Consider the following 19,593-nt stretch of genomic DNA (forward strand, 5'->3'; position numbering starts at 1 on the left):
CTTATTGATTGTTATTATTGATGGTTGTTGAGTGTTGAAGCTGTAACGAGTGTGGTTGAACATCAAAACCATTGACTAATGAGGCTAACTTACTGTTAGTGATGTTTAAGTCGGTAATAACCCGTGCTTGTTCAATGACTAAGGCGAGTTCATCAGTCGCTGCGGTAATAACATTGCTAAATTGCGCTGTATTATTTTGATAACCACGCTCAACAGCTTGCGTACGTGCTTTTGCTTGAGTAAGTAGGGTGGTTGTATAACGCGATAAGCGCTGGCTTAAATTATCGCGTTCAACCAATAAGGCATTAACGTTGGCGTTCATTTGATTGAGCAACAGATCTCGTTGTGACTTTGCTGCTCCCACTTGATATTGCGCAGCCGCATAATGGTGATCTTGACGGTTATCAGTAAATAGCGGTAAATCCATGGTGAGATAGGCACTCACTAGATCAGAGGCTGGTTTGCCTGACATACCATTGGCTTGGCGAGAGGCATACATAACTTCAATACCAAATTGAGGTTTATAGGCTTGTTGGCTAATAGCAACTTGGGTTTCATTAGCTGAAATAGCACTATTGGCAATAAGCACCATTGGATGTTGTTTCAGTAATGAATAATGTTGGTTTGTGGCGGTTAAACGCGGCATTAATTGGTTAAGACGTTGCCAAGATAACTGGTTTGATGCTTGGACTATTGTTTGAGTAGTAAGCCAATCCGCGCCCAGCCATTCAGACAATTGTGCCATGATACGATGTTGTGTTTGTAGGCTTGTGTGTAATTTGTCTTCTATCTTAACGATTTGCAGTTTAACTTGGAGTAAGTCTTGTGCTTCACCACTACCGATAGCGTAATTAGTCTTGGTGAAATTAGCTAATTCCATTACTAGGCGATGGTTACGTTGTAAGGTGCGGTAAACGGATTGCTGGTAACCTAATTCTAACCATAATTGGGTCATTTTATTGGTAATATCAAGTTCACGAACTGCTTGTTGAGTACCTATTGCTTGTGCCTGAATCTCACCTTTTTGTTGTTGTAAATCAAGGGTATTACCACGGTCAAATTGTTGCATTAAACCAATTGATAGCGTGGTCATTGGATCAGTGTTAAGAGAAAAACTGTCCGTTGGTAAACCACCGATACCCAGTTTTAATTTGGGATCAGGTAAGCTGTTAGTACCAAAGCTGGTTTCCTGCATTGCATGTTGTTGAGCACTAATTTGAGCCATATTGGCATCGTTTTTAATCGCTTTAGTGATCAGTTGTGTCAATTGCTGTGTTTTTGTCGCTGCAGTTGTTGATGGTGAAGCAAACAGGGTTGTAGGTGTTATCGCGCTAGCACTGATAGCCAGAACTAGCATAGAAGTTGTAACGTTCATAACGTAATCCAATCTTCCACAAGCGAATATAAAACAATATAAGTGATGATCTAATTATTATTACGCAGTTAGTTAAGTAATAACGGCCTAGAACAGTCATTGAATTAAATAAGGCTTATGGTGATCTTAGATCTGCTGCAAAATAATTAAATACAGATCATAAGATACAATTAATCTATCACGGACAATAATAATGTGTCGTGAGTAAAAATAGATTAAACGGATTTATGCTATTGGAGGGCGATATAATGTTGGAGTAGTAGTGTTTAGTTGGTGTGTTTTTTCTATCGCGATGAGCGTTAGATTTGATGGTTGGAATAAGTTTTCAAATTGGCTTGGAAGAAAAGCAACATTACTTAAACATGCGATAGAGCAGCAATTATCAACGCCGCCCATTTTATCGCAATGTGCTGTCGATTGTTGTGCTTGGTGGTGTTGATGAGGTGCCATTGATTCATCATCACAGCAATCCATCGTTGATGACATCATCATTATTGAATTATTCATGCTGAGCATTTTTATCGACATTAAAGGTGCACTGGAAGCAACACTTGATAGCAATAATGCTATAAGCGTAAAGCTTGTAATCCAAATTGTGCGAAGACGTTTAGTATACATCTTAAGCCTTTAAGTAAAGTTAGACGTTATTATATGCAATTATTACTATTTGACGTCAAGCATTAATTATAATGTGGTGTGTTATTAAGGCATAAAATGCCAAATATAATGCATTAAAATATTAGTTATATTGTTTGGTAATTTTTATTTGCTGAATTATTAATCGTATTTATCATAAATAGTTTGAGAAATTAAGCTGCGGTTTATTCACCCCACTGGTTTTTCTTGCTAATCTGTAATCATTCTCGATAGCATCTATTGTTTTTGGCTATTGTTCACTCAGAAGGTAATCTTGTTTGAATCATTTTGTTTGGGATGTTAATCCAATACTAGTGTCATTCTTTGGTTTAAAGATACATTGGTATGGCGTGCTATTTGCGCTCGCTATTACGTTTGGCTTCCAAGTTATGAAGTCAATTTATCAACGTGAAAATAAGCCAATTGAAAGCTTAGATTCATTACTTATGTATGCCGTTGTCGGTATCATTGTTGGCGCTCGATTATTTCATGTAGTGTTCTATGATCCAGATTACTACTGGGCACATCCAGCGAAAATCTTTGCTGTGTGGGAAGGTGGACTTGCTAGTCATGGTGGCGGTTTAGGTTTAATTATTGCAGTTTACTATTACAGTAAAAAGTATGCTATTGACCGTATGTGGCTGCTTGATCGATTAGCAATAGCAACCGCATTATTTGGCTTCTTTGTCCGTTTTGGTAATTTCTTTAACTCTGAAATTTTAGGTACGCCAAGTAACTTGCCATGGGCGGTTGTGTTTGAACGTGTTGATTTAGTGCCACGTCATCCAGTTATGCTTTATGAAGGCTTTTCTTACTTAGCAATATTCTTCTTATTATTTGCTTTATATAGAAAAACCGATATCGGTAAGTATAAAGGATTGCTGTTGGGTTGGTTCTTAGTCTTGGTGATGACAGTACGATTCTTACTTGAATTTATTAAGGAACACCAAGCGGATTACTCAACCGATATGGTGATTAATACCGGTCAGTTATTAAGTATCCCATTTATTTTAGTGGGTATCTATTTGGTAATTAAAGGCCAAAGAGAACGTCGTTTACAACATGCTAAAAATAGTTAATCTAATACTTTAAAAAGAGACAATAAAAAGCCGATCAGATGATCGGCTTTTTTTGTTTATACGATAGCGGATTTTTGTGGTGTTTTTGCAATTGGTACCGACATCAAACGTCGACGTTGATTTTGAATAATAATCCCAAACAATAATATTGCGGGTAGCCATAACCATTCTTTACGCCAGCGTTCAACCGGAACTCTAATATCAACAATTTGTTGATCAAATTGTAATTGTTCTTTGGCTGCAGGACTGCCAAAAGTTACCATATCAATCAATGTTTTGCCTTGGCTTTGATAGGTTTCAATACCAATATTTGCTAGCTTCTGTTGGCCAGAATCGCCTTCAGGAACTGTAAATAACACACTAAATTCTCTATGCTTACCGATAGCATCTTCTCCTGCAACTCGCATGCGGATAACATCGCCAGCTGGAATATTATCGAGTGTACTAACTAAGTGGGTAGGGGCAACATTTTGAAAAGGATCCACTATTAAGTCTTGCCAAAAACCGGGACGGAATAGAGTAAAGGAGATCAATAATAATCCGATATTTTCATACCAACGATTACGCGTAATAAACCAACCTTGGGTTGCCATCGCAAAAATAAGCATCGCAATAGTCGCAATAATGAAGATAATAATGCCATGACTCACAGTGACATCGATTAATAATAAATCCGTATTAAAGATAAACAAAAACGGTAATGCAGCAGTACGTAAGCTGTAATAAAACGCTGTGATCCCAGTTTTTATTGGATCGCCTTTTGATACGGCGGCAGCGGCAAATGAGGCTAACCCAACTGGAGGAGTTACATCGGCCATAATGCCAAAGTAGAACACAAATAAATGTACAGCGATTAACGGTACAATTAAGCCATTTTGTTGACCAAGTGTCACTATCACTGGTGCTAATAAGCTTGAAACAACAATATAGTTAGCCGTAGTGGGTAGCCCCATTCCAAGAATAAGGCTTAATAGTGCTGATAAAATTAGCATCAGCATTAAATTCCCCATTGATAGCATCTCAACTAAATCAGCTAAAATTAATCCGACTCCTGTTTGAGAGACTGCACCCACAATAATACCCGCGGTAGCCGTCGCGATACCAATGCCGATCATATTGCGTGAGCCTGCAATTAAGGCTTCAATCAGATCATTTTTACCATCAACAAAATTACCATAATGATAACCATCTTTACGTAACAAGCTTAGTAATGGACGTTGAGTGACAATAATACCAACCAGCATCACTGAGCCCCAGAAGGCTGATAACCCTGGAGATAAACGTTCGACCATTAAACACCAAACAAGAACGACAACAGGTAAAATAAAATGTAACCCTGCTAATAAGACGCTGCGTGTTTCTGGTAATTCATCTAATGGCGCATCAGGATCATCATCAGCTAATGGTGGATGAGTAGCTGCTACTTTTAGTAGACCAATATAGACTGCGGTCAATAATACTCCGATAGCATAAGCGGCATAATTACCCAATAACGGTTTGATCCATCCTAAGCCATAATAGACAACTAATGAAAATCCACTGATTAGCAGACAACCAAAGCTAAAGCTGGTTACGCGAACTAGCCATGGCTTATGGTGTTTAGGTTCAATCGCGGTCATTCCCAGTTTTAGGGCTTCTAAGTGAACAATATAAAGCAAAGTAATATATGAAATAGCCGCAGGCAAAAAGGCATGCTTAATAATATCTATATAAGGAATGCCGACATATTCCACCATTAAGAAGGCTGCTGCGCCCATAACAGGCGGCATAATCTGCCCATTTACTGATGAAGCAACTTCTATTGCGCCCGCTTTTTCCTTGCTAAACCCGACTTTGCGCATCATTGGAATAGTAAATGTACCAGTTGTGACAACGTTAGCAATTGATGACCCAGATATTAATCCAGTTAGCCCTGATGCAACTACTGCGGCTTTTGCTGGCCCACCACGAAGATGACCAAGTAAGCTAAAGGCGAGTTGAATAAAGTAATGACCAGCGCCTGCACGTTCAAGTAAAGCGCCAAATAGAACGAACAAAAAAACAAAGCTGGTGGACACACCCAATGCGATTCCAAAGACACCTTCGGTAGTGATCCATTGATGGTTGGCAAGAGATGCAAATTGTACTCCGCGATGAGCAAGTAGCCCTGGCATCCAAGGACCTGCAAAACTATACCCAATAAAGCCTAGTGCAATAAGAGGCAATGCTGGGCCTAACACTCGTCGAGCTGCTTCTAATAATAACGGTAAACCAATACAGGCCACCACGAGATCCAGTTGGGTTAAACTGCCTGGGCGTTGGGCTAATTCATGGTACATAACAAATAAATACAATGAAGTGGCAGCGGCAATCATACCTAAAGCGATATCGCTATAGGGAACCCTATCCGTTGCTGACGAATGTCTGGCGGGGAAGACTAAAAAAGCAAGAATAAGTGCAAAGGCTAAATGAATAGCACGGGTTTCAGTGTCATTAAAAACTCCAATACCAATAATAAAAGGTAAAGGAGATGCAATCCATAATTGAAATAGTGACCATGAAATCGCGAGCAAAGTAATTATTTTTGCCATGATCCCTGTTGGTAAACGCGCACCGACATCTTTAGCTATCAGATCTTCTGTTGAAAGAGGGGTATCTGGCATTAGATTATGTTGAACCATATGTATTCACTTACAAGTAGGTACTAATGAAAACAAGGAACACAATTAAAGTGATAATTTGTTATCTATTTTCATTAATAAAAGAAAGGTAAGCGAGATAACAGAATTATCTCGCTTGGTGGCAACATTACATCCAGCCACGTTCTTTGTAGTAGCGAATAGCACCGTCATGCAGTGGAGCGGTTAAGCCTGCTTTTATCATGTCAGTTTCTTGTAACTCTGCAAAAGCAGGGTGCAGACGTTTGAAGCGATCGATATTAGTAAAGACTGACTTCACCAATTGGTACACCATTTCAGGATCAGTGTCAGCGTTGGTTGATAATACGGCTTTACCCCCAATTGAAACAGTATCATTAGGGTTACCACGGTACATGCCACCAGGAATAATCGCTTTTGTGAAATAGCTCTTTTCTTTTAGTAGCGCATCAATTTCAGGGCCTGTAACCGCAATTAAACGAGTATCTGTTGTGGTAGAAGCTTCTTGAATTGCACCATTTGGGTGACCAACAAAGTAACTCATTGCGTCTATTTTGTTATCACTCATTGCAGGCGCTTGTTCTGCGGGTTTGAGATCGGAGACCAAACTGAAAATATCACTATTCCAATTTTTCACTGTTAAAATCTGCTCAAACGTATCACGTTGACCTGATCCTGGATTACCGAGATTTACACGTTTATTTTTTAAATCATCAAAGGTTTTAATGCCTGAATCTTCACGAGCAAGGATGGTAAATACTTCACTTTGTAGAGAGAAAACCGCACGAATATCAGACATTTTGCCATGATCTTGAAAAGGAGATAAGCCGTTGAGTGCTTTAAACTGATGATCAGACTGCATAATGCCAAAATTGTATTCGTGGCTGCGAAGGCCATTTACATTAGCAACGCCACCGCCACTGGTTGGCGCATTACATTTGATGTGGTGACTATCCGTAGTACGGTTTACAAATCGACAAATAGATTGGCCAGCAATGTAATAAACTCCCGTTTGACCACCAGTACCTATCGAGATAAAAGTGTCAGCAGCTGTGGCGAAAGTTGAGCAAAATATTCCGCCCAATGCACTAATAATAGCGAGTAGTTTCATTTTAAGATCCTTTTAATGATTATTACAGAGTGATAATTGTCATTTTCTTTATCATCGAGGTATTTGTGCTATTTTTGTATTTCTGATTATGTATGTTGTGTTTTTTAATGATTTTTAGTTATAAAAACGTGTCTTGTTGTTTTACACGTAAGCGTTAAGTTTGTTTTTTGTTAATTTAAAGTACGGTTTAATTAATGTGCTGACAATAAGTAAAAAATTGCTTTTCTTATAGTGTGAGAAATTGAACGATATTGTTAACAAAAGATGAAATTAAAATAGCGATGACAACAAATAAATGAAGTGAATATTTATAGAGGATTAAACGAAAAAACCGCCAATAAATGACGGTTTTTATTATGCTTTAGAGGTTACCTTAGTGAAAAGGATACCAGAATAAGGTTGCTGATTGATAACGGTGCAGAATGCCAAGTCCAAGTACTAACGCAATGATGACTAATGCCATAACATCATTTTTGGTCATCGGCTTTAAGCTATACCAAGTACGTTTTTTATTGCGTCCAAAACCACGCAGTGTCATTGCATTGGAGATAACATCAGCACGATCTAAACTTGAGAAGATTAATGGTCCAAGAATTTTTGCAACGTTACGAATACGTGTCATGACTGGCGCTTTTTTTGAAATATCCACACCACGTGCTTGTTGAGCGTGCATGATATTGGTGAAATCTTTCATTACTTCTGGCAAATAACGCAAAGTAAGGCTGACAGCATAAGCTATACGATAAGGTACACCTAATTTGTTTAAACTGGCCGAAAACTCTGTTGGGTGAGTCGTGAATACAAACACTAATGCAATTGGGAACATACTGAAATATTTAAGTGTTACTGTCAGTAAGTAAAATACTGTCTCAAGGGTAATATTGTAGTGCCCAAAAAGGTGTACTAACACGGTGGTTGAATGCATGTAGTCAGTGCCTTGCTGAGGGGCAATTAAAAACATAAATAACGCATTCATTAATAACACTACAGCCGTACCAACTAATAATGGTTTATAAACAGCAAATGGAATCTTTGTGGCTTTAAGTAGCAATAAACCTACGATAATTAATCCACAAATAACACGTAGATCAAAAGTGATTAACACCATTGTTACCCAGGCCATAAATAACACAAACTTGGTTATACCGTTTAAGGCGTGTAGCCAAGAGTGGGTGTTGACATAACTGATGCCAAATTTTAAATGTTTGCTTTTCATGGTTATTTATTTTTTACTTCGTGGGCGATAAAACAGCGAATAAATTGATCAATATGTTCAATACCAACAGCTTGGGCCAGTGAGTATAAGCTAGTAACGGTTAAGTTTGCTTGATCTAATAAAGTTGGCTGGCTAAAAATATGATTAACCTGGTCGTCAGCTAATAAGTGATTATCTGCAATAACAATCGCACGTTGAGTATATTCAAGGACTAAGTGCATATCATGTGAAATAATCACAATAGTTAGTCCAAGCTTTTGATTAAGCTCTTGAATAAAGGCCATCATCGCTGCGTAGTGATGATAATCTTGTCCAGCAGTTGGCTCATCTAAGATAAGTAATTCTGGTTCAAGGACTAACATTGTTGCAATAGTAACGCGTTTTTTCTGACCAAAGCTCAGCGCATCAATTGGCCAGTGATGGTAACGACCAAGGCCACATAATTTGAGAGTTGCTTCTACTTTTGTTTTGATCTGTGCTTCATCCATACCTCGGTTACGTAGGCCTGATGCGACTTCATCAAAAATCATATGATGCGAGATCATATGATTAGGGTTTTGCATCACTACACCGATATGCTGGCTACGTTCAAAAATAGATTGATCAGCTAAATTGTGACCATTAAGGGCAATCGTGCCTTGATCGGCGTCTAATACACCCATGATTAAACGGGTGATCGTCGATTTACCTGAGCCATTTTTTCCCATAATGGCAACAAACTCACCTTTATGGATATCAAAGCTGACATTATCTAACGTATTACGAACACCATCGTAAGAGTAGCTAAGGTCTTTAATACTCAAGAGAACGTCTTGCTTTGGCTCGATCTGAGGCTGTTTAATTTGATGAAACCATGACTCAATTTGAGGTTTAAATTTATCAAGTTTAATGGTTGAAAAATAAGCGGGTTTATCTTCAGCTGTGATTGTACATCCTGCCGCTTTTATTGCCGAGATATAGAGCGGCTCACGAATACCATGTTGCTGCAGTAATGGACTTGCCAATAGCTCATCGGGTGTCATATCTGCAATGATTTCACCACGCTCCATCATAATAATACGATCAATTGGGCGATGTAATACATCTTCCAAACGGTGCTCAATGATGATTACCGTTTTGTTTGAATCTTTATGGAGGTTATCAATGATTTCAATTGCAGCTTTACCTGTTTTAGGATCAAGGCTTGCTAAAGGTTCATCAAATAACAAAATATCAACGTCATCAACCATCACGCCAGCAAGTGAAACCCGCTGTTTTTGGCCGCCACTTAAATCAAAAGGAGAGTGGTATAAAATGCTGTTTAAGTCGACCATGTCAGCTGTGGCTTGTACAATTTCACGCATTTTTTGCTGTGGAATCATTTGGTTTTCAAGTGCAAAGGCAATATCTTCTCCCACACTTAATCCTACAAATTGACCATCGGTATCTTGCAGTACTGTACCGACCATACTGGTGCAGTGATCCAGATCTAGCTGACGAGTATTTTTACCATTAATGTAAAGCTCACCACTACAGTCACCTTTGATCGCATGAGGAATAAGCCCATTAAGACATTGGCCTAAGGTTGATTTACCACAACCACTTGGACCAATAATGGCAATCTTTTCGCCCTTATTAATTGTTAGGTTAATATTTTTTAACGTCGGATTTTCAAGTGCCCAATATTTAAACGAAAAGTTATTAAAAACGATACTCATTATTAGTAAGCCTCTTTTAAGTTGAAGCCTTGCTGCTTACGTTTAGCCACTGACGTTAAAATCAAATGGCCAACGACAGCAATAATAACGGTATTACTGAGTGCAATAATCACTAATTGTACCAATACTTTAATAAATGGTTCGGCATAGAGAATAGCGTCAAGAAAGGCGGAGGTGCCATAACCTACAACATTGGCAACAAAAGCGAGAACAACAAAAAGACTGAAATCTAGATTAGAAAAGCGTCCCATTTCTAAGCGACCACGGGTTAGCATCGGATAGAGTCCAATAATTAAGCCAACAATGCCTGAGCCTAATTCCCATGTGAACCATACGCCCCAGCCAGCAAAAAGGTCTGTCACCCAGTGACCTATAATACCGACAAGAAAGCCAACTAAAGGCCCAAAGAGAACGGCGAATAAGGCTAAGACTGCCATCGCAGGTTTAAGTGTGGTGTTAGCAAAGATAGGAATACCAAACATAGGCAAACCACCAATACCATATAGGGCTGCACCAATTGCAATAACAACAACTGTTTTAGCAGAAAGACTCATAACTTAACCTTGTTAACTCAGTCATCGAGACACGCTGTCATCGATGCAATGCAATAATTGGATAATAGATACTAATGGTTATAATCATCGTATTACAGATTAGATAGACCATGCCAATCTGCAGAGTACCGTGATAGTAATCACTATCATTAGTGGTAACTCAGCATTAATAATCCATTATTAAGCAAGAGCGGTGTAAGTCTTTTTAATGTGAAAACGTCGTATATATAGAATGTGAAACCAAAAGCGGCGCTATGATAACGTAATCTTTCTCGGAAAGGAATGCTTTACATCTAGACGGCTAAGGATTAATCAGCATTAATTAACCTTATCAAAACAAGGTTAATAAATTGTTATATCTTACTGATTTGGTTATTTTTTATCATTGTATAACTCACTTCTGGATATAGGTATTTTTTGGGGCTTTATTTTTATTATAAAATAGACAATAATCGAACAACGGTCATTATTTTACAGCTCGTAAAAAATAGATAACCGTAAACTGTCAAGTCTTAACTTTATGTGAAACTTTGCGCTGATACACAGAATCAGTATGAGGTTCATGGTTAAGTTAAGGTAGAATTATAAGTATTAGTAAGTTAGCTGTCCCGCCATAGTGGCAGGGTGCAGAGCCAAATCATATTGGAGATACAGCTTGATTAATGTATTCCTTGTAGATGATCACGAACTGGTTCGCACAGGGATCCGACGTCTTCTTGAAGATGTCCGTGGTATTAAAGTGGTAGGGGAAGCCGTCAGTGGTGAGGATGCCGTAAAATGGTGTCGTAGTAATCATGCCGACATTATTCTTATGGATATGAATATGCCAGGTATTGGTGGTCTTGAAGCTACTCGTAAAATATTACGCTTCAATCCCGAGATTAAAATTATTGTATTAACCGTACATACTGAAAATCCATTCCCAACAAAAGTTATGCAAGCCGGTGCCTCGGGTTATTTAACCAAGGGAGCTGGGCCTGATGAGATGGTGAATGCCATTCGTATGGTTAACAGTGGTCAGCGATATATTTCTTCTGAAATTGCTCAACAAATGGCTTTAAGTCAGTTCGCGCCAGATTCAGAAAACCCATTTAAAGAGCTGTCCGAGCGTGAATTACAGATCATGATGATGATCACTAAAGGACAAAAAGTTACTGATATATCCGAGCAATTAAGCTTAAGTCCTAAAACTGTAAATAGTTACCGTTATCGTTTATTTAATAAGTTAAATATTAGTGGTGATGTTGAGTTAACACATCTAGCGATTCGTCACGGCATGCTTGATACTGAGACGCTATAGTGTCTAATCATGTCGATGATACCGTTTTTGATGCGCAAAGTTTTCTCAAAACGGTAACTCACCAACCTGGCGTCTACCGTATGTATGACGCCAGCGGTGAAGTAATTTATGTTGGTAAGGCGAAAGATCTCAAAAAACGCTTATCAAGTTATTTTCGAACCAATGTTGCGGGCGAAAAAACACGCGCGTTAGTTAAAAATATTTGTAAAGTCGATGTAACAGTAACTCACACTGAAACTGAAGCATTGATCCTTGAACACAATTATATCAAACAGTATTTACCCAAATATAATGTCTTGTTACGTGATGATAAGTCTTATCCTTATATTTTGTTAAGTGCCAGTAAACATCCTCGTTTATCTATTCATCGTGGTGTTAAACGTCGCAAAGGTGAATATTTCGGTCCTTATCCTGATGTTTCTGCCGTGCGTGACAGTTTGCACTTGATGCAGAAAATATTTCCAATTCGTCAATGTGAAGATTCGGTTTACGCTAATCGTAGTCGTCCTTGTTTAATGTATCAAATTGGTCGTTGTTCTGGTCCTTGTGTCGCTGGATTAATCTCTGATGATGATTATCAACAGCAAGTTCAGTGGGTGCGTTTATTTCTTCAAGGTAAAGATCGCCAAGTGATCAATACCATGGTGGAGAAAATGGAGCAGGCGAGTATGGCGCTTGATTTTGAGCGAGCAGCTATATATCGCGATCAGATTCAAGCTCTACGTCGAATTCAAGAGCAACAATTTGTTAGTCAAGATAATGAAGATGATTTAGACGTTATTGGTATTGCACATCAAAACGGCATGGCGTGTATTCATGGTTTGTATATTCGTCAGGGGAAGATTTTAGGTAGTCGCAGTTATTTTCCTAAAATGCCTGTTGATGCATCGTTAACCGAAGTGCTATCAAGCTTTGTCACCCAGTTTTATTTTAATCAAGCTGAAGGCCGTGTTATACCGAGCCTTATTTTATTAAGTGAAGAACTTGGGGATGATAGTGAGGCTATTTTAACTGCTTTGTCTGACCTTGCTGGTCGTAAAATTACGATTAAATATCATCCGCGAGGAACACGAGCAAAATATCTACAATTAGCGCAAACTAACGCGGAAACAGCGTTAACCAGTAAATTAAATCATAGAATGACAATTCAAGAGCGTTTCTTTGCACTGCAACAAGCATTAAACTTAAAACCTATCTCTCGAATGGAATGTTTTGATATTAGTCATACCATGGGTGAAAAAACCGTGGCATCTTGTGTTGTCTTTAATCATGAAGGCCCATTAAAGCAAGAATACCGTCGTTATAATATTACTGGTATAACGGGGGGAGATGATTATGCTGCGATGGCACAAGTATTAGAGCGTAGATATAGTAAAAACATGGAATTAGATAAAATTCCAGACATAATTTTCATTGATGGGGGTAGAGGTCAATTATCAAGAGCGTATGATGTTGTTAAACCTTATATCGCTGATTGGCCAAAACGACCAATGTTAGTAGGTGTTGCAAAGGGAACGACGCGAAAACCTGGATTAGAAACGCTAATTTTTGTTACTGGTGAAGAATTTTCTATGCCAAGCGATTCTCCCGCGTTACATTTAATACAACATATTCGCGATGAAAGTCATGATCATGCAATCAGTGGCCACCGTGCCCAGAGAGCAAAAGTAAGAAAACGTAGTACTCTTGAAGATGTCGAGGGAGTTGGACCTAAACGGCGTCAGGCTTTATTAAAATATATGGGTGGAATGCAAGAACTAAAAAAAGCAAGTAAAGAAGAAATTGCTAAAGTACCTGGTATCAGTTTAGCTTTAGCTGAAAAAATAGTCGATGCATTGCAACATGGTTAGTCTGTCGCTTTGAAGGTCATCATTGCTACAGTACTTTATTGGTTAAATTTACAGAAAAGGCACACTCTTTTACTTTTTTAGGGTAGTCTAGATTGTATGTTAGGCCCAGATCTTGAACATAAGAATAAAATTATGCGTTTATCAATCCCAAATATTTTAAGTTTTATCCGGCTCATTCTTATTCCATTTTTCGTTATTGCCTTTTATTTACCTTATGAATGGTCGGCGTTTGCTACTGCGTTAATCTTTTGGGTGGCAGGCGTAACAGATTGGTTTGATGGTTATCTTGCACGTAAGCTTAATCAGACCACACGTTTCGGTGCGTTTATTGATCCCGTCGCTGATAAATTAATGGTTGTAACTGCAATGGTGCTAGTTGTTGAGCACTACCATACTTTATGGGTAACTGTTCCTGCTATTACTATGATTGGCCGTGAAATTATTATTTCAGCACTACGAGAGTGGATGGCTGAACTCGGCAAACGTGCCAGTGTTGCCGTTTCATGGGTTGGTAAAGTAAAGACAGCATCACAAATGTTTGCCTTATTATTATTACTATGGCATCCACATCAATATGTTGTATGGCTAGGCTATGCATCACTTTATATTGCAATGGTGCTAACTTACTGGTCAATGGTGCAGTATCTTAAAGCAGCAAAAGGTGACTTGTTAAACGCAGACAATCACTAATACACGTTACGTATTGATTAACAAATAAAAAAGCGAGCTCATAGCTCGCTTTTTTGTATTCATAACTTAGTAAGTTAGCCTAACTTAACCATAACGTTGCATCTCTTGTTCTATATTGGTTAGTGCATCTGGTTGTTGATTAAACCAATTTAGTTGTTGTGATAATTGAGTAACGCTACCGATAATTATTAAAGCGGGGCTAGCTGCTTGTTGGGCAAGTTCTTCTATTTTGGCGAGCTCCCCTGTTAATACGCGCTGGTGGGGCGTTGTGCCTTGTTCAATAATCGCAATAGGTGTTGTTAATGGCATACCGTAAGCACTTAATTTATGACGAATAACATTACTTTGATTTAATCCCATATAAAATACCAACGTATGTTTAGCGCGCGCCAGTGATAGCCAATCGATCTGATCTTGGCCTTGCTTTAAATGTCCGGTAATAAACTGCACGCTTTGAGCGTGATCGCGATGGGTCAATGGAATGCCTGCATATGCTGCACATCCCGATGCAGCGGTGATTCCAGGCACAACTTCAAAAGGAATATTAAAGGGTTGTAATGCTTCTAATTCCTCACCACCGCGGCCAAAAATAAACGGATCGCCGCCTTTTAAACGTACCACCTGTTTACCCGCGAGGGCATGTTTAACTAACAGATTATTAATTTGTTGCTGAGGTACACAATGATTACCGGCTTCTTTGCCGACAAAAATAGCTTGGCAACAAGAAGGAAATAGTTCAACGATTTCTTGTGAAACTAAGCGATCATAAATAATGACATCAGCCTGTTGAATTAAGCGTAGGGCTTTGACTGTAAGTAAATCAGGATCACCAGGGCCTGCACCAACAAGGATCACATTGCCGATCTTAGTTGGGGTAGATAACGTATATAAAGTGTCTGACGGGCACATAAGTTTACTCCAAAGCTGTGTCATTATAGTGGGCATGATTACTGTACTTGAGTCGCGGTTGTGGTTGACTTAATTAGTGGACGTTGTGCTTTTGGTGTTGTAAACCAATAGCCTAAACCCATAAATACCACACCAGAAAGCGTATTACCGATTGTTACCCACAATAAGTTATGGCTAATGCCAATAAGGGTAAATGTGTCTTTATGCTCTCCAAACCAAGATAGGGCAAAAATAGTCATATTAGCAATTGAGTGTTCAAAGCCTGAAGCAATGAAAGCCAATAAACACCACCAAATCGCAATGAATTTTGCTGAACCTTCGACGCGCTGGCACATCCAAATAGCTAAACAAACAAGCCAGTTACATAGCATGCCTTTAAATAGTAATACCGATGCTGGAGCAGCTGTTTTTGCCATCGCGACATTATTTAATAGACTGTTACTATCATTTAAAAGTTTGCCACCACCGGCATAAAAGAAAAGTAGGGCAACACCAACCGAGCCTAATAGGTTTCCTATCCATGTTTGGGGTAATACACGTAATGTGTCAGCAACGGTGATTTGGCCTGTTTTTACACCAAAGGTTAAAAACATAGTATGGCCAGTGTAAAGCTCAGATCCTGCAATGATCACTAAAGTTAAGGCGATACCAAAGGTTGAGCCCATAACAAGAGGTCTAATACTTGGGTCGACCATATTGCCCAGTGTAAAAATTAAAATAATACCTAAGCCAACATAAGCGCCAGCCATAGCAGAGCTTAACCAAAAACCGAGTTTCTCTTTTTGTGCAAATTCAACAATACGTGCCGCATTAGCGGAGCATTTTTTGATGGTATCAGCGTACATACATTTTCCCTGTAGAAATTAAAACTGTTTGTCATAAGCTAATAGAGAAATTGTCGTATTAACTTATGGCAAAGAAGAGTTTGGCACTCTCTGCCAAACTCATTACTGCTCTAATTACAAGCGCACCTGCACTTGACCCTGATGAACTTGAATCTGATAACAAGTAATTTTGATATCAGGTTGTTCTAAACAATGGCCATCAACTAATGAAAAGCGTTGTTTCTTTAATGGACTCGCGATCCATAGCTGATTCTGATGTTGGCAAATAATTCCACGAGAGAGGACATTTGATTGTGCAAAGGGGTCTTTATTATTGAGGGCAAATAATTGCTCACTATTGTCTGGACGGAAAATAGCGACTTGCTGATCGCCAACTAGGGCACAAACGCCTGTGCCGGGGATCAAATCATCAAGATTACATACAGAGATCCACTGACTCATGCTTTTTCCTCCAATGAAATAATAAAGGTTGTATCTTGTTCATTATTGATTGTTTTTTCACTAATAGCCGCAGGGCGGTGCTGTTCTCGTTCGGGTACAAAAACAACATTGCTATCACGTTCTGTGCTATTAATAAAATGAGAAAAACGTTTTAATTGCTGTTCATTAGTTAGTGTGGCTTGCCACTCACAGTGATAACTTGCAATCAACCGTTCTGCATCAGCTTCAAGTTGTTGGTTAAGGCCTAATTTATCATTGATGATGACATCTTTTAGATAGTCTACACCGCCGTCTAAGCTGGTTAGCCATGTTGAAGTACGCTGTAATTTGTCGGCAGTGCGAACATAAAACATCAAGTAGCGGTCGATATATTTAATTAATGTTGCAGTATCAAGATCTGCGGCTAATAAATCAGCATGGCGGGGCTTCATGCCACCATTACCTCCGACATACATATTCCAACCCGCATCTGTTGCAATAATACCTAAATCTTTACCTTGAGCTTCGGCACATTCTCGAGTACAACCAGAAACACCAAACTTCATTTTATGAGGAGTACGAATACCTTTGTAACGGTTTTCTAGTTGGACGCCTAAACCGACACTGTCTTGCACACCAAAACGACACCAAGTGCTACCAACACATGTTTTTGCCATGCGTAATGCTTTGGCATAGGCTTGACCTGTTTCAAATCCGGCATCAATCAGACGTTGCCAAATTTGTGGTAAATCGTCTTTATGGGCACCAAAAAGACCTATACGTTGAGCACCAGTTACCTTGGTATAAAGCTGATAATCACTTGCAATTTGAGCTAATGCTAATAATCCAGTAGGCGTTACTTCACCACCGGCCATGCGAGGAATAACAGAGTAGGTACCATCTTTTTGCATGTTGCCAAGGAAAATATCATTAGTATCTTGTAGTGGTGTATTTTTAGGACTGAGGGCGTATTCATTCCAGCATGACGCTAAAATAGAACCAATAGCGGGTTTACAGACCTCACAACCGTAACCTTTACCATATTTAGCCAGTAAAGCATCAAAAGAGGTGATTTCTTCAACGCGAATAAGATGGAAGAGTTCTTGACGAGAGTATTCAAAATGCTCACAAAGGTGATTTTTAACTTCAACGCCAGCCTTTGCAAGTTCACTATTAAGGACTTGAGTGATCAGTGGTACACATCCCCCACAGCCTGTGCCTGCTTTTGTTATCGCTTTAATATCACCAAGTGTTGTATAACCTTCAGCAACGGCGGCAGCTATTTTACCTTTAGTAACATCAAAACATGAGCAAATGACGGCACTATCAGGTAATGAATCTGCCCCCATTGCTGGTTTTTCTGCGCCAGTATGAGTAGGTAGAATCAAACTGTCTGGATTTTCAGGTAATTCAATATTATTTAATTTAAGCTGTAATAAATTACCATAATCAGTGGTATCGCCAACTAATACGGCTCCTAATAGCTGCTTACCATCCTCTGAAACAATAATACGTTTATAAACGTCCTGTTGTTCGTTAAGGTAAACATAGCTTTTACTGTTAGGTGTACGGCCATTCGCATCACCAATACTGCCAACCTTTACGCCTAATAATTTTAGTTTGGCGCTCATGTCAGCACCTTCAAAGGTATGAGTCTCGCCGAGTAAGTGGCCGGCAGCAATTTGTGCCATTTTATAACCCGGGGCAACAAGGCCAAAGAACATATTGTTCCAAGATGCACACTCACCAATGGCATAAATATCATCATCAGATGTCTGGCAGAAGCTATTAATCGCAATACCACCACGATCACCTAGCGTTAAATTACAATGGTGGGCGAGCTTATCTTGTGGGCGAATGCCGGTAGAGAATACGATGAAGTCGACTTCGAGGGATGTGCCGTCGGCAAATATGAGAGTATTGCGAGCGTGTTGGCCTTTAGCTATAATTTCTTGGGTATTTTTCCCCGTATGGACAACAACACCGAGTTGCTCGATTTTTTTTCTTAGTTGAGCGCCGCCATGAGGGTCTAGTTGCTCAGCCATTAACACTGGAGCAAATTCAATCACATGAGTATCAACACCTAATGCTTTAAGTGCACCAGCGGCTTCTAGCCCAAGAAGGCCACCACCGACAACAACGCCACTTTTACTGTGTTTAGCCGTTGCTTCTATTGCTTTAAGATCTTCAATGGTTCGATAAACAAAACAGTCTTTGGATTCATTACCTTTAATAGGTGGAACCCAAGGGTAGGATCCTGTTGCCATAATCAATTTATCGTAATGAATTTCACGACCACTACTAGAATAAATGAGCTTTTGATCTCGATTAACCGTAATGGCACGTTCACCTAATAAGACGTTAATACCATGCTTTTGATAAAAACCTTGCTTAACAAGAGATAATTCTTCTGCAGTGTGATGAGAGAAATAAGATGAGAGGTGAACTCTATCATAAGCAACACGTGGTTCTTCACAAAAGACAGTAACGTCATAATTGTTCATATCTGCTTTATCGATTAGCTCTTCGATATAGCGATGACCAACCATACCGTTACCAATAATTGCTATTTTGACTTTGCTCATAGATCCTCTTAACAATATCGTGAATTACCACAAGCTTATTGAGTGTTAACTAGAATATATATGATACAAATCAAGTCGAACTTTAAATAACCCTAAAGAGGTATGCTTTAAAATCAGATAATTAGAGGTTAAAATTCACTTTGTTAATCAATTATATTTAAAGAAAAATAAAGAAGGGCGAGTGTAATTACGATTACAGTTAAGGTTATCGGTATTTAAGCCATAATGATAAATATCAGTACTGACTATATAAAAGAGATGGTTAATTAATGCGTTGATAATATTTCAATATCACCCATGAAATTTTAGGTGAGTGGAATTTGATCAACAATGGGCTGATTTTTAGGTGGATGTAACGGAAAATAACCACTTAAATAAAAAGTCATAATTTTTCGTTGACTCAGCCCGTAAAATCAGTAAATTACACCACATACCGCAGCGGGGTGACTTGCTAAGGTAAGTAAGGATTAGGTTCTTTACGAAAATGGCGCGTTGGCAGAGTGGCTATGCAGCGGATTGCAAATCCGTGTACCTCGGTTCGACTCCGGGACGCGCCTCCATTCTCTTTTGAGAACATGCGACACTAGCTCAGTTGGTAGAGCGCAACCTTGCCAAGGTTGAGGTCACGCCTGAGTTTACAATATCGGGAACCTCGTGTGTCGCTCCAAATTAAAAAATACGGCTTAGGCA

At 39.0% G+C, this 19,593-nt stretch carries 15 protein-coding genes and 2 tRNA genes; 6 read left to right on the forward strand and 11 right to left on the reverse strand.

The window, feature by feature from the left end; genetic code table 11:
• Position 1 precedes the first annotated feature (1 nt).
• Both VXS03_RS16295 and VXS03_RS16300 read right to left on the reverse strand, forming a co-directional pair.
• Positions 2 to 1,375 carry a TolC family protein gene (locus tag VXS03_RS16295; RefSeq protein WP_327764951.1) on the reverse strand — a complete coding sequence of 458 codons (1,374 nt, stop codon included), beginning with the start codon at positions 1,373 to 1,375 and terminating at the stop codon, positions 2 to 4.
• A gap of 225 nt (positions 1,376 to 1,600) precedes the next feature.
• The gene (locus tag VXS03_RS16300) at positions 1,601 to 1,993 is read right to left on the reverse strand and encodes a hypothetical protein (protein ID WP_327764952.1); all 393 of its coding nucleotides are present in this window, start codon (positions 1,991 to 1,993) and stop codon (positions 1,601 to 1,603) included.
• Between the two features lie 296 nt (positions 1,994 to 2,289).
• Here VXS03_RS16300 and lgt point away from each other — a divergent pair, with 296 nt between their 5' ends.
• Entirely contained in the window at positions 2,290 to 3,090 is an 801-nt protein-coding gene (lgt, locus tag VXS03_RS16305; protein ID WP_327764953.1) for a prolipoprotein diacylglyceryl transferase, read from the forward strand.
• 56 nt (positions 3,091 to 3,146) lie between these two features.
• On the opposite strand, the gene VXS03_RS16310 is transcribed toward lgt, so the two are convergent.
• The 5 genes from VXS03_RS16310 to VXS03_RS16330 all read right to left on the reverse strand — a co-directional run bounded on the left by VXS03_RS16310 (position 3,147) and on the right by VXS03_RS16330 (position 10,304).
• A complete protein-coding gene (locus VXS03_RS16310) occupies positions 3,147 to 5,750 on the reverse strand; it encodes a TRAP transporter permease (protein WP_327764954.1) in 2,604 nt (867 codons plus the stop codon).
• A 127-nt stretch (positions 5,751 to 5,877) separates the two neighbouring features.
• Positions 5,878 to 6,837, reverse strand: coding sequence for a TAXI family TRAP transporter solute-binding subunit (locus VXS03_RS16315; protein ID WP_327764955.1), 960 nt, complete (start codon positions 6,835 to 6,837; stop codon positions 5,878 to 5,880).
• 373 nt (positions 6,838 to 7,210) lie between these two features.
• Positions 7,211 to 8,053 carry an energy-coupling factor transporter transmembrane component T family protein gene (locus VXS03_RS16320; RefSeq protein WP_327764956.1) on the reverse strand — a complete coding sequence of 281 codons (843 nt, stop codon included), beginning with the start codon at positions 8,051 to 8,053 and terminating at the stop codon, positions 7,211 to 7,213.
• A gap of 2 nt (positions 8,054 to 8,055) precedes the next feature.
• Positions 8,056 to 9,750 carry an ABC transporter ATP-binding protein gene (locus tag VXS03_RS16325; RefSeq protein WP_327764957.1) on the reverse strand — a complete coding sequence of 565 codons (1,695 nt, stop codon included), beginning with the start codon at positions 9,748 to 9,750 and terminating at the stop codon, positions 8,056 to 8,058.
• 2 nt (positions 9,751 to 9,752) lie between these two features.
• Positions 9,753 to 10,304, reverse strand: a complete 552-nt coding sequence (locus VXS03_RS16330; protein WP_327764958.1) for an ECF-type riboflavin transporter substrate-binding protein — start codon at positions 10,302 to 10,304, stop codon at positions 9,753 to 9,755.
• A gap of 655 nt (positions 10,305 to 10,959) precedes the next feature.
• Here VXS03_RS16330 and uvrY point away from each other — a divergent pair.
• From uvrY to pgsA, 3 genes are all read left to right on the forward strand, one after another.
• Positions 10,960 to 11,604: a UvrY/SirA/GacA family response regulator transcription factor gene (gene uvrY / locus VXS03_RS16335; RefSeq protein WP_080157737.1), complete on the forward strand. Its 645-nt coding sequence runs from the start codon at positions 10,960 to 10,962 to the stop codon at positions 11,602 to 11,604.
• Positions 11,604 to 13,454: an excinuclease ABC subunit UvrC gene (uvrC, locus tag VXS03_RS16340; protein WP_327764959.1), complete on the forward strand. Its 1,851-nt coding sequence runs from the start codon at positions 11,604 to 11,606 to the stop codon at positions 13,452 to 13,454. Before uvrY ends, uvrC begins: the two co-directional genes overlap by 1 nt.
• Before the next feature lie 132 nt (positions 13,455 to 13,586).
• On the forward strand, positions 13,587 to 14,144 hold the full coding sequence (gene pgsA, locus VXS03_RS16345; RefSeq protein WP_080157780.1) for a CDP-diacylglycerol--glycerol-3-phosphate 3-phosphatidyltransferase: 558 nt from the start codon (positions 13,587 to 13,589) through the stop codon (positions 14,142 to 14,144).
• An 84-nt stretch (positions 14,145 to 14,228) separates the two neighbouring features.
• Here the strand turns inward: pgsA and cobA are convergent, their stop codons facing one another.
• From cobA to nirB, 4 genes are all read right to left on the reverse strand, one after another.
• Positions 14,229 to 15,053, reverse strand: coding sequence for a uroporphyrinogen-III C-methyltransferase (gene cobA / locus VXS03_RS16350; RefSeq protein ID WP_327764960.1), 825 nt, complete (start codon positions 15,051 to 15,053; stop codon positions 14,229 to 14,231).
• Between the two features lie 38 nt (positions 15,054 to 15,091).
• Positions 15,092 to 15,898 (reverse strand): nitrite transporter NirC, encoded by an 807-nt coding sequence (nirC, locus tag VXS03_RS16355; RefSeq protein WP_327764961.1) that lies wholly within the window; start codon positions 15,896 to 15,898, stop codon positions 15,092 to 15,094.
• A gap of 114 nt (positions 15,899 to 16,012) precedes the next feature.
• A complete protein-coding gene (gene nirD / locus VXS03_RS16360; RefSeq protein WP_327764962.1) occupies positions 16,013 to 16,339 on the reverse strand; it encodes a nitrite reductase small subunit NirD in 327 nt (108 codons plus the stop codon).
• On the reverse strand, positions 16,336 to 18,903 hold the full coding sequence (nirB, locus tag VXS03_RS16365; RefSeq protein ID WP_327764963.1) for a nitrite reductase large subunit NirB: 2,568 nt from the start codon (positions 18,901 to 18,903) through the stop codon (positions 16,336 to 16,338). The genes nirD and nirB overlap by 4 nt, the downstream gene beginning before the upstream one ends.
• A gap of 486 nt (positions 18,904 to 19,389) precedes the next feature.
• On the opposite strand from nirB, the gene VXS03_RS16370 reads away from it, so the two are divergent.
• Together VXS03_RS16370 and VXS03_RS16375 are read left to right on the forward strand one after the other, a co-directional pair.
• Positions 19,390 to 19,463 (forward strand) — tRNA-Cys (locus tag VXS03_RS16370).
• Between the two features lie 17 nt (positions 19,464 to 19,480).
• Positions 19,481 to 19,570 (forward strand) — tRNA-Gly (locus tag VXS03_RS16375).
• The last annotated feature ends 23 nt before the right edge of the window (positions 19,571 to 19,593 follow it).

The sequence above is a fragment of the Photobacterium sp. S4TG1 genome (assembly GCF_036040035.1).
Lineage (GTDB): Bacteria > Pseudomonadota > Gammaproteobacteria > Enterobacterales > Vibrionaceae > Photobacterium.